Origin of the sequence: Pseudomonas syringae group sp. 247E2, assembly GCF_032587795.1 — a bacterium.
GTDB lineage: Bacteria > Pseudomonadota > Gammaproteobacteria > Pseudomonadales > Pseudomonadaceae > Aquipseudomonas > Aquipseudomonas amygdali.
Genome location: NZ_JAWHPK010000008.1, coordinates 428,124 through 442,661 on the forward strand (window position 1 = coordinate 428,124; position 14,538 = coordinate 442,661).

Genomic DNA, 14,538 nt, shown 5'->3' on the forward strand with positions numbered 1-14,538 from the left:
CGAAAAAACCAGTTTAAGCCAAGGGGTTCAATACAGAGTGACCCATCTTTGATTGGTAAGTAGCTCAATGGGCCGATATTGGGTCTTGTAATTCATCTTTTTGCAGTTTTTGATCCAGTAACCCAGGTACACCGCCTGCAGTTGAAGTCTGGCGGCTTCGGCGATCTGCCACAAAATCGCGTAACGGCCCAGACTGCGGCGCTCTTCATCAGGTTCGTAGAACGTGTAGACCGCGGAAAGGCCGTTGGGCAAAAGGTCGGTGACCGCAACTGCCAGCAGTCGTTGGTCGACGCGAAATTCGTAAAAACGCGAAAAGGGCAGGTCGCGAACCAGAAATGTCGAAAACTGCTCGCGGCTGGGTGGAAACATGTCGCCGTCAGCATGCCGTTGCTCTATGTAACGTTGATAAAGATCGAAATATTCCTCGGTGAAAGCCGGTCTGGCGCTTTGCACCTGTACATCGGCATTACGTTTCAAAATCCTTTTTTGCTGTCTGTCGGGTACAAACAGGTTCACGGGGATGCGTGCGGGCACGCAAGCGCTGCAGTTCTGGCAGTGGGGGCGGTAAAGATGATCGCCGCTACGGCGAAAGCCCATGTCCGAGAGGTCGGCGTAGACCTGCACATCCATTGGCTGGCTGGGGTCCAGAAACAGGGTCGTCGCCTGCTCTTCAGGCAGGTAACTGCAGGTGTGCGGTTGAGTGGCATAAAACTTCAGCCTCGCCAGCTCTGTCATGGTCGTCGCCTAATGGTAAATCCTTACCTGTGAGTGTATGCCAGCCTGTCAAACTCGCCTAGATGACCAGTCGGCACCGCTTGGCTGATCAAGATGCCGGGACAGATAGTCGGCAAAAGTCTGCCGAGGAATCGAGCGTGCGCCGAAGCTGTGAAGGTGTTGGGTCGGCATCTGGCAATCGATCAATACAAAACCCCAGTCAGTCAGGTGCTGCACCAGTGTGGCGAATCCGACTTTGGAGGCGTTGTCTGCACGGCTGAACATGGACTCACCGAAGAACAGCTGGCCCATTGCCAGGCCATACAGCCCGCCGACCAGTTCATCCTGATCCCAGACCTCGACGCTGTGCGCATGGCCGCGTCGGTGCAACTCAAGATAGGCATCCTGCATCGAGCCGGTGATCCAGGTTTCATTGGCGTAACTTCTCGGCGCAGCGCAGGCCTTGATCACGCTCGCAAAATCCCGGTCAAAGGTCACGTGGTAGCGAGACTGGCGCAACATTTTGCCGAGGCTGCGCGAAACATGCAGTTCTTCGGGAAACAGTACGGTACGCGGATCGGGAGACCACCAGAGAATCGGCTGGCCGTCCTGAAACCACGGAAAGCAGCCGTGCCGGTAGGCATTGATCAGGCGATCGGCTGACAGGTCTCCACCGGCGGCAAGTAATCCGTTGGGCTCGCGGAGGGCTTTCTCCAGTGGCGGGAAATCCAGGCTATTGCGGTTCAACCAGGTCAGCATGGCATCACAACTTTGCGGAAGGGGAGGGCGCACCGGCCTGTCAGTGCAACTCTGTGCGGCAGGCGTGGTCACAAGCGGTTGTCATTATGGCGCGTACCTGGCACATACGGTAGGGCAAGAGCGCGGCGATGATGGTGTAGCCCTTGAAGTTGTGGGCGGTTGATAGAAACACGTCATAAGCCTTTGTCACAAAACGGAATGCGTGCTCAAATTGAACATCATCAGCGAACATGAAAGCATGTCCCGCATTGCGGAACTGTCTGAAGTCGGTCTGACGCGTTTTCGTACAGACCCAAGCGCCCGTAAAGCCGTACAATGCCTGCTTTGGGCGTTATCATTCAAACGTCTGCCGAACGGGCTTCCCGATGTCTGCTATCCCTGTTCATGCGGGAGCATTCAGCGCCGTCCGACAGCCGTTTCTGGTCAATCAACGAGATGTTCGCGCTACAGCGCAGGAATTAAAGCGTTTTGAAGAAATCCACCCCAGCACCCAGCGCTGTTCCGCTTTGGCGGCAGCAATTGCACTACCGGCTCAAGGAAGGGGCCCTGATCGCCTTTGGCGCCCTGTGCCTGTACCTGATAATGGCATTGTTGACCTACGATCAGAGTGATCCCGGCTGGAGCCACACCAGCAGTAACGCCGCGCAGGTGCAGAACGCTGCGGGGCTTGCCGGTGCCTTCTGTGCCGATATCCTGTTCATGATCCTGGGCTATTTCGCCTATATTTTCCCGCTGCTGCTGGCAATCAAGGCCTGGCAGGTGTTTCGTCATCGTCACGAACCCTGGCAGTGGAGCGGCTGGCTCTTCTCCTGGCGTCTGATCGGGCTGGTATTCCTGATACTGGCGGGCGCGGCGCTGGCGCACATTCATTTTCACTTTTCGGCAGGCTTCCCGGGCTCTGCTGGCGGCGTGCTGGGCGAAGTGCTGGGCGATCTGGCCAAGAAAGCCCTGAACATCCAGGGCAGCACTTTGCTGTTCATCGCCCTGTTTCTATTCGGTCTGACAGTGTTTACCGACCTGTCGTGGTTCAAGGTCATGGACGTCACCGGCAAGATCACCCTTGACCTGTTCGAATTGTTCCAGGGGGCGGCGAACCGCTGGTGGACCGCCCGTGCCGAGCGCAAGCAGATGGTCGCGCAGTTGCGTGAAGTCGACATGCGCGTCAACGATGTGGTCGCGCCCGTTGCCCCTGACCGTCGCGAGCAGGCCAAGGCCAAAGAGCGCCTGATGGAGCGCGAAGTGTCGCTGAGCAAACACATGACCGAGCAAAAGCACGTGCCTGCGGTTATTGCGCCAGCCCCTTCAAAGCCTGCAGAACCGAGCAAGAGGGTCATGAAGGAAAAACAGGCCCCGCTGTTCGTTGACAGCGCAGTCGAAGGCACCTTGCCGCCCATCTCCATCCTTGATCCGGCAGAAAAGAAGCAGCTCAACTACTCGCCAGAGTCCCTGGCGGCGGTCGGTCATCTGCTGGAAATCAAGCTCAAGGAATTTGGTGTCGAGGTCTCGGTTGACTCCATCCATCCCGGCCCGGTCATTACCCGTTACGAGATTCAGCCGGCCGCTGGCGTCAAGGTCAGTCGCATTGCCAACCTCGCCAAGGACCTTGCCCGCTCACTGGCGGTCACCAGCGTGCGCGTGGTCGAGGTGATCCCGGGCAAGACCACCGTCGGTATCGAGATCCCCAACGAAGACCGCCAGATCGTGCGCTTCTCCGAGGTGCTGTCGACCCCTGAATACGATAATGCCAAGTCGCCGGTCACCCTGGCGCTGGGCCACGACATCGGCGGCAAGCCGGTGATTACCGACCTGGCCAAGATGCCCCACTTGCTGGTGGCCGGTACGACCGGTTCCGGTAAGTCGGTTGGTGTCAACGCCATGATCCTGTCGATCCTGTTCAAGTCCGGCCCGGAAGACGCCAAGCTGATCATGATCGATCCGAAAATGCTTGAGCTGTCCATCTACGAAGGTATTCCGCACCTGTTGTGTCCGGTCGTTACCGACATGAAGGACGCTGCCAACGCCTTGCGCTGGAGCGTTGCCGAGATGGAACGCCGTTACAAGCTGATGGCGAAAATGGGTGTGCGTAACCTTTCGGGCTTCAACCAGAAGGTCAAGGATGCGCAGGATGCCGGGGAGCCACTTGCCGATCCGCTGTACAAGCGGGAAAGCATTCATGACGAAGCGCCGTTGCTGAGCAAGCTGCCGACCATCGTGGTAGTGGTGGATGAATTCGCCGACATGATGATGATCGTCGGCAAGAAGGTCGAAGAGCTGATCGCCCGTATCGCCCAGAAGGCTCGTGCGGCAGGTATCCACCTGATCCTCGCGACACAGCGTCCTTCGGTGGATGTGATTACCGGTCTGATCAAGGCCAACATCCCGACGCGCATGGCGTTTCAGGTGTCGAGCAAGATCGATTCCCGGACCATCATCGATCAGGGCGGTGCCGAACAACTGTTGGGCCATGGCGACATGCTATACATGCCGCCGGGCACCAGCCTGCCGATTCGCGTGCACGGCGCGTTTGTTTCCGACGAGGAAGTGCATCGCGTGGTAGAGGCCTGGAAACTGCGTGGTTCGCCTGACTACAACGACGATATTCTCGCCGGTGTGGAAGAGCCCGGCAGCGGCTTTGATGGCGGTGGCGGCGAAGGCAGTGAAGACAGCGAAAGCGACGCGCTTTACGATGAGGCGGTCAAGTTTGTACTCGAAAGCCGCCGCGCATCGATTTCCGCCGTGCAGCGCAAGCTGAAGATCGGCTATAACCGCGCAGCGCGCATGATCGAAGCGATGGAAATGGCTGGCGTCGTGACCTCCATGAATACCAACGGATCGCGTGAAGTTCTGGCTCCAGGACCGGTGCGCGACTGATTTTTATCACCCCGAACTGCGGCGGCAGCGTGCAAGTCACGCTGCCGCATCATCATCGACTTCAAAGAGGAATCCCATGCGTCTTATCCGCATGCTGTTGGCCACCGCACTGACCTTCTCCGTGATGTCCGCCCATGCCGACAGCAAGGACGTGGCACGCCTGACCCAGTTGCTGGAGAAATCCCAGACCCTGACCGCACGCTTCTCGCAATTGACACTGGACGGTGGCGGCACGCAATTGCAAGAGACTACCGGCGAAATGACGTTGCAGCGTCCAGGCCTGTTCAACTGGCACACCGATGCGCCACAGGAGCAGTTGATGGTTTCCGACGGCAAGAAAGTGTCGTTGTGGGACCCTGATCTGGAGCAGGTCACCATCAAGAAACTCGATCAGCGCCTGACCCAGACCCCAGCCTTGTTGCTGTCCGGTGACGTGTCGAAGATCAGCGAAAGCTTCGATATCACGGCGAAAGAGGCGGGTGGTGTGATCGACTTCGTGCTCAAGCCCAAGACCAAGGACACCCTGTTCGACAGCCTGCGTTTGTCATTTCGTAACGGCATCATCAACGACATGCAACTGATCGACAGCGTGGGCCAGCGCACCAATATCCTGTTCACCGGCGTCAAGGCCAACGAGCCTGTTGCGGCCAGCAAGTTTCAGTTCCAGATTCCCAAGGGTGCTGATGTCATTCAAGAGTAAAAGGGTTAATTCCTGATCATGGATCTGTTCAGCCGCGAACCAATAGCTCAGCCTCTGGCTGCACGTTTGCGTGCTACCAATCTGGATGAATACGTCGGTCAGGAGCACGTGCTTGCCCACGGCAAGCCTCTGCGTGAGGCGCTGGAGCAGGGTGCGCTGCATTCGATGATTTTCTGGGGCCCGCCCGGTGTGGGCAAGACTACCCTGGCGAGGCTGCTGGCCAAGGTGTCGGACGCGCATTTCGAGACTGTTTCCGCCGTGCTGGCGGGGGTCAAGGAAATTCGTCAGGCAGTGGAAGTCGCCAAACAGCAGGCCGGGCAATATGGCAAACGCACGATTCTGTTCGTCGACGAAGTGCACCGCTTCAACAAGTCGCAACAGGATGCGTTCCTGCCTTATGTCGAGGATGGCACGCTGATTTTTATCGGCGCTACTACCGAAAATCCTTCGTTCGAACTCAATAATGCCTTGTTGTCCCGTGCCCGTGTCTATGTGCTCAAAAGCCTGGACGAGGCGGCGCTGCGCAAACTGGTCCATCGTGCTCTGACCGAGGAGCGCGGGTTGGGCAAGCGCCAACTGACCCTGAGCGATGAAGGCTTCACGATTCTCATGGCCGCCGCTGATGGCGATGGTCGGCGCATGCTCAATCTTCTGGAAAACGCGTCCGATCTTGCCGAAGACGGCAGCGAGATCGACGTCGAGCTGCTGCAGAGCCTGCTGGGTGACAGCCGACGCCGCTTCGACAAGGGCGGCGAGGCGTTCTATGACCAGATATCGGCCTTGCACAAATCAATACGTGGTTCTGACCCCGACGCAGCCCTGTACTGGTTTGCCCGGATGATCGACGGCGGCTGCGATCCGCTGTATCTGGCGCGTCGCGTGGTGCGCATGGCCAGTGAAGATATCGGCAATGCAGATCCGCGCGCCTTGCCGCTGTGCATGTCGGCCTGGGACGTGCAGGAGCGTCTGGGCAGCCCCGAGGGCGAACTGGCGGTAGCGCAGGCCATCGTCTATCTGGCCTGTGCGCCAAAAAGCAACGCGGTCTACATGGCCTTCAAGGCAGCAATGCGCGAAGCCGGCGAGCATGGTTCGCTGGAGGTTCCGCTGCATTTGCGCAATGCGCCGACCAAGCTGATGAAGCAGCTCGGTTATGGCGAAGAATACCGATACGCCCATGACGAGCCTGAAGCCTATGCGGCGGGTGAGGACTACTTTCCGGACGAGCTGGAACCACGGCAGTATTACCAGCCTGTGCCACGCGGTCTGGAACTCAAGATCGGTGAGAAGCTCAGGCATCTGAGCGCATTGGACGATGCCAGTCCCCGCCAGCGGAGAAAGTGATGATTCAGACCATTCTTGCGGTGTCGATTGCCGGGATCGCTGGTACATTATTGCGTTTTGCAGCGGGTACCTGGGTAAGCGCCAACTGGCCACGACATTTTTACGCAGCAACGCTTGCGGTCAACATCGTAGGGTGCCTGATAATCGGCGTACTGTATGGATTGTTTTTGCTGCGCCCGGAAGTGCCCATCGAAATTCGTGCCGGCTTGATTGTCGGCTTTGTAGGCGGTCTGACGACCTTTTCATCCTTTTCACTGGATACGCTGCGCCTGCTGGAAAGCGGGCAAGTACCGCTGGCCCTTGGTTATGCCGGTATCAGCGTATTCGGCGGGCTGCTCGCAACCTGGGTTGGCCTGTCCCTGACCAGACTTTGATAGACGAGAGAACGATATGCTCGATTCCAAACTGTTACGTACTCAACTTCAGGACGTAGCGGATCGCCTGGCTTCCCGTGGCTTTACACTGGATGTGGCGCGCATTGAATCGCTGGAAGCCCAGCGCAAGGTGGTGCAGACCCGCACCGAACAGCTGCAGGCCGAGCGCAATGCACGTTCCAAGTCCATCGGTCAGGCCAAGCAGCGCGGCGAAGACATTGCGCCGTTGATGGCTGACGTCGAGCGCATGGGCAACGAGCTGAGCGAAGGCAAGGTCGAGCTGGACGGCATTCAGGCCGAGCTGGATGCGCTGGTGCTGAGCATTCCGAACCTGCCTCACGAATCGGTGCCGGTCGGTGCTGACGAAGAAGGCAACGTCGAAGTGCGTCGCTGGGGTACGCCGACTGCCTTCGATTTCGAGGTCAAGGATCACGTCGCTCTGGGCGAGAAGTTCGGCTGGCTGGATTTCGAGACCGCTGCCAAGCTGTCCGGTGCGCGTTTTGCGTTGCTGCGTGGCCCAATCGCGCGCCTGCACCGTGCGCTGGCGCAGTTCATGATCAATCTGCATATCAACGAACACGGTTACGAAGAGACCTACACGCCTTACCTGGTGCAGGCACCTGCGTTGCAGGGTACGGGCCAGTTGCCCAAGTTCGAGGAAGACCTGTTCAAGATCACCCGCGAAGGCGAAGCTGATCTGTACCTGATTCCGACCGCGGAAGTATCGTTGACCAACATCGTGTCGGGTGAAATTCTTGATGCCAAACAGCTGCCTCTCAAGTTTGTTGCCCATACCCCTTGCTTCCGCAGCGAAGCGGGCGCGTCGGGTCGTGACACGCGGGGCATGATCCGCCAACACCAGTTCGACAAGGTCGAGATGGTTCAGATTGTTGCGCCTGAGGACTCCATGGCTGCGCTTGAATCGCTGACCGGCAACGCCGAGCGCGTTCTGCAGTTGCTGGAACTGCCGTACCGTACGCTGGCGCTGTGCACCGGCGACATGGGTTTCAGTGCCGTGAAGACCTACGACCTGGAAGTGTGGATTCCAAGCCAGGACAAGTACCGCGAAATCTCTTCGTGCTCCAACTGCGGTGATTTCCAGGCGCGCCGCATGCAGGCCCGCTGGCGCAATCCGGAAACCGGTAAGCCGGAACTGGTCCACACCCTCAACGGGTCGGGGCTGGCGGTGGGTCGTACACTGGTCGCGGTGCTGGAAAACTACCAGCAGGCGGATGGGTCGATTCGTGTGCCCGAGGTGCTCAAGCCTTACATGGGCGGCCTTGAGGTCATCGGTTAAATGGAATTTCTGCCGCTGTTCCATAACCTGCGTGGCAGCCGGGTGCTGGTGGTCGGCGGTGGTGAAATTGCCCTGCGCAAATCACGCCTGATTGCCGACGCTGGCGCAGTGCTGCGCGTGGTTGCGCCAGAAATCGAGGCCCAACTGAGCGAGCTGGTCGTCCAGAGCGGCGGTGAGATGATCCTGCGTGGCTACAGCGAAAGCGACCTTGATGGTTGTGTGCTGATTATTGCCGCGACCGATGACGAGCCGCTCAACGCCCAGGTTTCCCATGACGCCCGGCTGCGCTGCGTTCCGGTCAATGTGGTGGATGCCCCGGCGTTGTGTACGGTTATCTTTCCGGCGATTGTCGACCGCTCGCCATTGGTGATCGCTGTGTCCAGTGGCGGCGATGCGCCGGTGCTGGCACGTCTGATCCGTGCCAAGCTGGAAACCTGGATTCCCTCCACCTACGGGCAGCTCGCCGGGCTGGCTGCGCGCTTTCGCAATCAGGTCAAAGGTCTGTTTCCGAATGTGCAGCAACGCCGAGCGTTCTGGGAAGATGTTTTTCAGGGTGCCATTGCCGACCGCCAGTTGGCCGGGCAGGGGGCCGAGGCCGAGCGTCTGCTGATCGCCAAGATCGCTGGCGAGCCGCCGCCGGAGACCGGCGAGGTGTATCTGGTCGGTGCTGGCCCCGGTGATCCTGACTTGCTGACCTTCCGTGCCTTGCGCCTGATGCAGCAAGCGGATGTGGTGCTGTATGACCGCCTTGTCGCGCCGACGATTCTTGACCTGTGCCGTCGCGATGCCGAGCGTGTCTATGTCGGCAAGCGTCGTGCAGAGCATGCTGTTCCGCAGGAGCAGATCAACCAGCAGTTGGTTGCACTGGCCAAGCAAGGCAAGCGGGTAGTGCGCCTCAAAGGCGGCGATCCGTTTATCTTCGGCCGTGGCGGCGAGGAAATCGAAGAACTGGCTGCGCATGGCATTCCGTTTCAGGTGGTTCCAGGTATTACCGCCGCCAGCGGTTGTGCGGCGTATGCCGGTATACCGCTGACGCACCGTGATCATGCACAGTCTGTGCGTTTCATTACCGGTCACTTGAAAGATGGTACAACAGACCTGCCTTGGTCAGAGCTGGTTGCGCCTGCTCAGACGCTGGTGTTTTACATGGGGCTGATCGGTTTGCCGGTCATCTGTGAAGAGCTGATCAGGCATGGTCGCTCTGCCGATACGCCTGCTGCGCTGGTCCAGCAGGGCACGACGGTCAATCAGCGTGTGTTTACCGGCACTCTGGCCAATCTGCCGCAACTGGTTGCCGAGCATGAGGTGCATGCGCCAACGCTGGTAATCATCGGCGAAGTGGTCAAGTTGCGTGAAAAACTGGCATGGTTCGAAGGGGCTCAGGCGACTGTCTGAAGCCGATTGCGGATAGCCCGTTCGGGCTATCCATCCTTTTTTGCCAATCTGTCAATTGCTCCAGACACCCTCACCGGACAGCCGCTGCCGGTCGTGACCTGCCTGCAGATCAAGCGCTGGCCCCTTGGGTATGATGCCGGTCGGGTTGATGGTGCGATGGCTCGCGTAGTAGTGGCCCTTGATGTGCTCGAAGTTCACGGTCTCCGCGATACCTGGCCATTGGTACAACTCACGTAGCCAATTGCTGAGGTTCGGGTAATCCGCGATGCGCCGCAGGTTGCACTTGAAGTGGCTGTAATACACCGCATCGAAGCGCACGATGGTGGTGAACAGGCGTATGTCGGCTTCGGTCAGGTGCTTCCCTGTCAGGTAGCGCTTTTCCCCGAGCAGGTTTTCCAGCACGTCCAGTTCGGCAAACACATCATTGAATGCATCTTCGTATGCCCCCTGTGAGGTGGCGAACCCGGCCCTGTAGACACCGTTGTTGACGTTCGGATAAATCTGCTCGTTGAGCTCGTCGATGCTCGCCCGCAAGGCTTGCGGATAAAAATCCAGCGTGTTGCCGGTCAGTTCGTCGAATGCGTCATTGAACATGCGAATGATTTCCGCAGACTCATTGCTGACGATGCATTTCCGCTGTTTGTCCCACAGCACAGGGACAGTAACGCGTCCGGTATAGCTGGGATCATCGGCCGTATAGCGTTGGTGAAAGAACTGGAAATCATCCAGCGCATCGCCGCTGGAGCCTTTCTGCTGATCAAAAGTCCAGCCATTTTCCAGCATCAGCCAACTGACCACTGAAACACCGATCAGACTTTCCAGGCCTTTGAGCTTGCGTACGATCAGCGTGCGGTGTGCCCACGGGCATGCCAGTGAGACATACAAGTGGTAGCGGCCGGCCTGTGCAGCAAAACCGCCCTCACCGGATGGCCCCGCTTGTCCATCGGCTGTGACCCAGTTGCGTCGTTGCGCGTTTTCTCGCTGAAAGGCGCCATCTTTGCTGCTTTCGTACCACTGGTCTTGCCAGTGTCCTTCGACCAGAAGGCCCATGTCTGACTCCCATTTCCAGGTTATAGAGCTTGGAGGTCAGCCAGGGCGCATCGGTTCGACCGAAAAAGCGCAAGATTATGGGGGCTGGTGATCGTCACAGCCGATAGGTCAGAGGTTCTTGTCGCGGCGATCCCAGAACACTCGGGCTTGCTCGAACGCTTCGTCGCGAGCGACACCCAGGCCGCGCAGGGCAAGCGCGATGGTCGATATCAACGCCAGTTGCGGGTAGCTGTCTTCGATTTCCCCGCGCCACAAGGCCAACAGTTGCTGCGGGTCGAGTGTCGCTGGTTTTACGTGACGGCGCGGCGAAAGCGCTGGCCACTCCTCGTCCCAAGGCTGGCCGCCAGTGGTGCCGTACAAATGGCTGATAGTGTCCGGGTTGATCTCGATTTCGCCACCGTCACCCTTGACCACAATGGCGTTGTCGCCCAGCAGGCTGCTGGCATCGCGATGCACGCTCTGATAGCCCGGATGAAAGATGCTTTGCAGGCCGCAACGGGCCTGAAGCGGGTTGAGAATGCGTGCCAGAGAATGAATGGGGGAGCGCAGGCCCAGCGTGTTGCGTAGATCAATCATGCGTTGCAGCTGTGGTGCCCAGTCCCCTAGCGGAATGAACGCTATATTGCCTTGCTCAAGCGAGGTTTCGACTGCCGACCAGTTGCGGCACAGGGGAATATTCAGCAGGCCGAGCAATTGTTCGGTGTACAGGCGTCCCGCAGTATGGGCACCGCCGCCGTGCAGGAGGATCTTCACGCCGTTTTGCGCCAGACACTTGGCCGCCAGCAAGTACCACGGCAGATGACGCTTTTTCCCCGCGTAGGTCGGCCAGTCGATATCGACCTGAATCGCCGGAGCATTGAGGCGTTCGCGCACGGCTTCGGTAAACCCCGCCAGTTCCTCGGGGCTTTCTTCCTTATGGCGCAGCAGCATCAGAAAAGCCCCGAGCTGGGTGTCCTCGACTTTTTCATCGAGCAACATACCCATGGCCTCTCGCGCTTCTTCGCGCGTCAGGTTGCGCGCACCGCGTTTGCCTTTGCCCAGGATGCGCACAAATGTCGCAAAGGGATGTTCTTCAGGTGTTTCGGTAACAAGCGCGGTGTAATCGTTCATATGCAATTGGTCGGTTTAGGCAGGCCCGCCAGCTTGGCGGCGAGTTTGGCGGGAGTGCCGTTGAACAGGCGGTTGAGGTGCATGCTGTTGCCTTTTTCCGTACCCAGCTTCAGTGCGGTGTATTTGATCAGCGGCCGAGTGGCCGGCGAAAGCTGAAACTCGGCGTAGAAATCCCGCAGCAACTGGAGGATTTCTACGTGCTCGGCACTCAGGGCGATACCTTCCTCGGCGGACAGGGCGTGTGCGACGTCCAGCGACCAGTCGTTGAGGTCCTGCAGAAAGCCATCCTTGTCCAGTTCGATGCTGTGCCCGTCAATCGTCAACTGTTTCATAGCCAGGTATTGACCTTGTCGAAGCGTAAGGACAGTTCCACGAAGGCAGGGTAGTCGATGCTGTTTACTCCGGTGGGCAGTGGCAGATTGCGTGCCTTGATGTCTTCATCAAGCACAAATAACTGCAATGAATCGACCAGGGGCTGTAGGGATTTCAATGGTGCGCATGACGGCGTCAGTGCATAAGTAGCGTCGCCACAGAGCAATACGCCGTCGTCACGGCCCAGCAGGCGCAGGCAGCTGTCCAGTCGGGTGTCGGCAAAAGGCGAATGGGAGAGAACGTGCAAAGTAGCCATCAGATCGTAATCACCTCGTCGTAGCGGTCAAAAAGTGCCGACAGTTCGGAGCGTGTGTACAACTGACTGATTTCTTCGCTCAATGCGCTGGCAGGGATGCCGCGCTCGGTCAGGCTTTGCCCGCAGGCATACAGGTCTTCAACGCCGAACATCGACAGGGCCTTGAGGTTTGCGGTCAGGTCTTTCTGTTGCAGGGCGGCGGGCAACTGCTTCGGCGACAACTGGAAAACCCCGTCATCCAGAAACAGCAGTCCGACCGACAGATCGAATGCACCACCCGCCAGCACGATGTCCAGCGCTTCACGGGCACCGGGACCGGACCACGGCGACTGGCGGCTGACTACCAATAATGATCTGGGCATGTCACGGCCCTCCAAAGCAGATCAAACGATCAGCCGATTGCACGGCATCGTGCAACTGCCCCAGCCCAGACAATTCCCAAGGCTCCCGCAGATTCGCCGCTGGCCGCTGATAACGCTCGGCCTCTTGGGCATCAAGCACGCCACGACGCAGCGCGGCGGCGATGCATACCACGCCATCCAGGTGGTGTTCGGCGATGAAGTCACGCCATTGCAGGGCCATATCCTGCTCATCCTGAGGCGTCACGACATTGGCCGACGCGCTGTGTACGCCGTCCTGATAAAAAAACAACCGGACGATCTCATGTCCGCCTGCGAGTACGGCTTTGGCGAACAGCAAGGCTCTTCGCGAGGAGGGCGCATGGGCGGCGGAAAAAAGTGAGATGGCGAATTTCATGATCGGCTCTGCCAACAAAACATCCGCAATGATAAAGAATTCAAGGGCCGACGTGTGAGTTTGGCGCGGTTCGACCTGTAAGCGCTGGGTCAGGGCGCAACCGTCTGAGTGTCGATTGATGTTAATCGGGCATCAATCGATGAAAACATAGCACTTATCGTTTCAAAGTGTGTCCGGCAGACTCCTTCCCCATAAGCGCTTACAACACTCTAATAAGATCGCTGGAGAACACTGATGCACAGCTCATCCCCATCAGGAACAGGCAACACCCGGTCGAAGGCCGGAGCAGTATTTCGCGTCACTTCAGGCAACTTCCTCGAGCAATTCGACTTCTTCCTGTTTGGCTTTTACGCCACCCAGATCGCCTCCGCATTTTTCCCGGCCAGCAGTGAGTTTGCTTCGCTGATGATGACCTTCGCGGTCTTCGGTGCGGGCTTCCTGATGCGCCCGTTGGGTGCCGTTATTCTGGGCGCTTACATCGATGACGTGGGCCGGCGCAAAGGCTTGATCGTGACTCTGTCGATCATGGCCAGTGGCACGTTACTGATTGTCCTGGTGCCCGGTTACGCGAGCATCGGCTTGTGGGCACCGGCATTGGTGCTGGTCGGTCGCTTGCTGCAAGGCTTTTCCGCAGGCGCGGAATTGGGCGGCGTGTCGGTGTATCTGGCAGAGATGGCGACACCCGGCCGCAAGGGCTTCTACACCAGTTGGCAGTCAGGCAGCCAGCAGGTGGCAATCGTTGTCGCCGCCGCGCTGGGTTACGGCTTGAACCAATGGATGACACCTGCTGCTGTCGCCGACTGGGGCTGGAGAATTCCGTTCGCCATCGGCTGCCTGATCATCCCGTTCATTTTCCTGCTACGCCGCAGCCTGCAGGAAACCGAAGAGTTCGCCACGCGCGCTCACCGTCCGACCATGCGACAGGTGTTCGCGACGCTGCTGCAAAACTGGCGCGTGGTGATTGCCGGCATGCTGATGGTGGCGATGACTACCACCACGTTTTACCTGATCACCATTTATGCACCGACATTCGGCAAAACCGTACTCAATCTGAGTACCTCCGATGCGCTGCTGGTGACGTTGCTGGTCGGTGTCTCCAACTTTATCTGGCTGCCGGTCGGCGGCATGTTGAGCGACCGTTTCGGACGCAAGCCGCTGCTGGTAGCGATGACGCTGCTGACCATCATCAGCGCTTATCCGGCGCTGTCCTTTCTCGCTCAGGCGCCAAGCTTTGCTCATATGCTGGAAGTGCTGTTGTGGTTCTCGTTTCTCTACGGTTTGTATAACGGCGCGATGATTCCGGCGCTGACTGAAATCATGCCGGTAGAGGTGCGGGTGGCCGGTTTTTCTCTGGCCTATAGCCTGGCGACAGCAGTTTTCGGCGGTTTCACCCCGGCAATCTCGACCTGGTTGATCCATCTGACCGGTGACAAGGCTGCACCTGCTTACTGGATGACGTTCGCTGCAGCTTGCGCGCTTGGCGCGACCCTGGTGCTCTACCGGCACCTTTCGGTTCGCCCGCAACTGGCTGTTTAATAAAGGA

General features: G+C 58.5%; 16 protein-coding genes. 7 read left to right on the forward strand and 9 right to left on the reverse strand.

The features are described 5' to 3' along the window. Positions 1-27: 27 nt before the first annotated feature. Genes RYC18_RS09165 through RYC18_RS09175 form a run of 3 tightly spaced genes read right to left on the reverse strand, consistent with a single transcriptional unit; the run spans position 28 to position 1,705 of the window. Positions 28-735: an arginyltransferase gene (locus tag RYC18_RS09165; RefSeq protein ID WP_004659516.1), complete on the reverse strand. Its 708-nt coding sequence runs from the start codon at positions 733-735 to the stop codon at positions 28-30. A gap of 48 nt (positions 736-783) precedes the next feature. Next, positions 784-1,473, reverse strand: coding sequence for a leucyl/phenylalanyl-tRNA--protein transferase (gene aat, locus RYC18_RS09170; protein WP_005731880.1), 690 nt, complete (start codon positions 1,471-1,473; stop codon positions 784-786). A gap of 40 nt (positions 1,474-1,513) precedes the next feature. After that, positions 1,514-1,705, reverse strand: coding sequence for a hypothetical protein (locus tag RYC18_RS09175; RefSeq protein WP_005745701.1), 192 nt, complete (start codon positions 1,703-1,705; stop codon positions 1,514-1,516). A gap of 236 nt (positions 1,706-1,941) precedes the next feature. Here RYC18_RS09175 and ftsK point away from each other — a divergent pair, with 236 nt between their 5' ends. The 6 genes from ftsK (at position 1,942) to cysG (ending at position 9,451) form a co-directional block, all read left to right on the forward strand. Continuing rightward, complete coding sequence (gene ftsK / locus RYC18_RS09180) at positions 1,942-4,344, forward strand: DNA translocase FtsK (RefSeq protein WP_316885403.1); 2,403 nt, start codon at positions 1,942-1,944, stop codon at positions 4,342-4,344. Between the two features lie 76 nt (positions 4,345-4,420). Next, complete coding sequence (gene lolA, locus RYC18_RS09185; protein WP_002553995.1) at positions 4,421-5,044, forward strand: outer membrane lipoprotein chaperone LolA; 624 nt, start codon at positions 4,421-4,423, stop codon at positions 5,042-5,044. A gap of 18 nt (positions 5,045-5,062) precedes the next feature. Then, positions 5,063-6,385, forward strand: a complete 1,323-nt coding sequence (locus tag RYC18_RS09190) for a replication-associated recombination protein A (protein WP_002553994.1) — start codon at positions 5,063-5,065, stop codon at positions 6,383-6,385. Next, positions 6,385-6,759 (forward strand): fluoride efflux transporter CrcB, encoded by a 375-nt coding sequence (gene crcB, locus RYC18_RS09195; protein ID WP_002553993.1) that lies wholly within the window; start codon positions 6,385-6,387, stop codon positions 6,757-6,759. The genes RYC18_RS09190 and crcB overlap by 1 nt, the downstream gene beginning before the upstream one ends. Positions 6,760-6,775: 16 nt before the next feature. Continuing rightward, a complete protein-coding gene (gene serS, locus RYC18_RS09200) occupies positions 6,776-8,056 on the forward strand; it encodes a serine--tRNA ligase (protein WP_002553992.1) in 1,281 nt (426 codons plus the stop codon). Further along, positions 8,057-9,451: a siroheme synthase CysG gene (cysG, locus tag RYC18_RS09205; protein ID WP_016982230.1), complete on the forward strand. Its 1,395-nt coding sequence runs from the start codon at positions 8,057-8,059 to the stop codon at positions 9,449-9,451. It abuts the gene before it with no gap. A gap of 51 nt (positions 9,452-9,502) precedes the next feature. On the opposite strand, the gene RYC18_RS09210 is transcribed toward cysG, so the two are convergent. From RYC18_RS09210 to tusD, 6 genes are all read right to left on the reverse strand, one after another. After that, positions 9,503-10,501 carry a glutathione S-transferase family protein gene (locus tag RYC18_RS09210; RefSeq protein ID WP_016982229.1) on the reverse strand — a complete coding sequence of 333 codons (999 nt, stop codon included), beginning with the start codon at positions 10,499-10,501 and terminating at the stop codon, positions 9,503-9,505. Between the two features lie 108 nt (positions 10,502-10,609). Then, a complete protein-coding gene (locus RYC18_RS09215) occupies positions 10,610-11,611 on the reverse strand; it encodes a glycosyl transferase family protein (RefSeq protein ID WP_005755650.1) in 1,002 nt (333 codons plus the stop codon). Next, a complete protein-coding gene (locus RYC18_RS09220) occupies positions 11,608-11,943 on the reverse strand; it encodes a TusE/DsrC/DsvC family sulfur relay protein (RefSeq protein ID WP_016982226.1) in 336 nt (111 codons plus the stop codon). Before RYC18_RS09220 ends, RYC18_RS09215 begins: the two co-directional genes overlap by 4 nt. Next, complete coding sequence (tusB, locus tag RYC18_RS09225) at positions 11,940-12,239, reverse strand: sulfurtransferase complex subunit TusB (RefSeq protein WP_005745694.1); 300 nt, start codon at positions 12,237-12,239, stop codon at positions 11,940-11,942. The genes RYC18_RS09220 and tusB overlap by 4 nt, the downstream gene beginning before the upstream one ends. Further along, a complete protein-coding gene (gene tusC / locus RYC18_RS09230) occupies positions 12,239-12,601 on the reverse strand; it encodes a sulfurtransferase complex subunit TusC (RefSeq protein ID WP_117140779.1) in 363 nt (120 codons plus the stop codon). The genes tusB and tusC overlap by 1 nt, the downstream gene beginning before the upstream one ends. A gap of 1 nt (position 12,602) precedes the next feature. Then, positions 12,603-12,995 carry a sulfurtransferase complex subunit TusD gene (gene tusD, locus RYC18_RS09235; protein ID WP_002553985.1) on the reverse strand — a complete coding sequence of 131 codons (393 nt, stop codon included), beginning with the start codon at positions 12,993-12,995 and terminating at the stop codon, positions 12,603-12,605. 234 nt (positions 12,996-13,229) lie between these two features. On the opposite strand from tusD, the gene RYC18_RS09240 reads away from it, so the two are divergent. Then, on the forward strand, positions 13,230-14,531 hold the full coding sequence (locus RYC18_RS09240) for an MFS transporter (RefSeq protein ID WP_044345597.1): 1,302 nt from the start codon (positions 13,230-13,232) through the stop codon (positions 14,529-14,531). Positions 14,532-14,538: the final 7 nt, after the last annotated feature.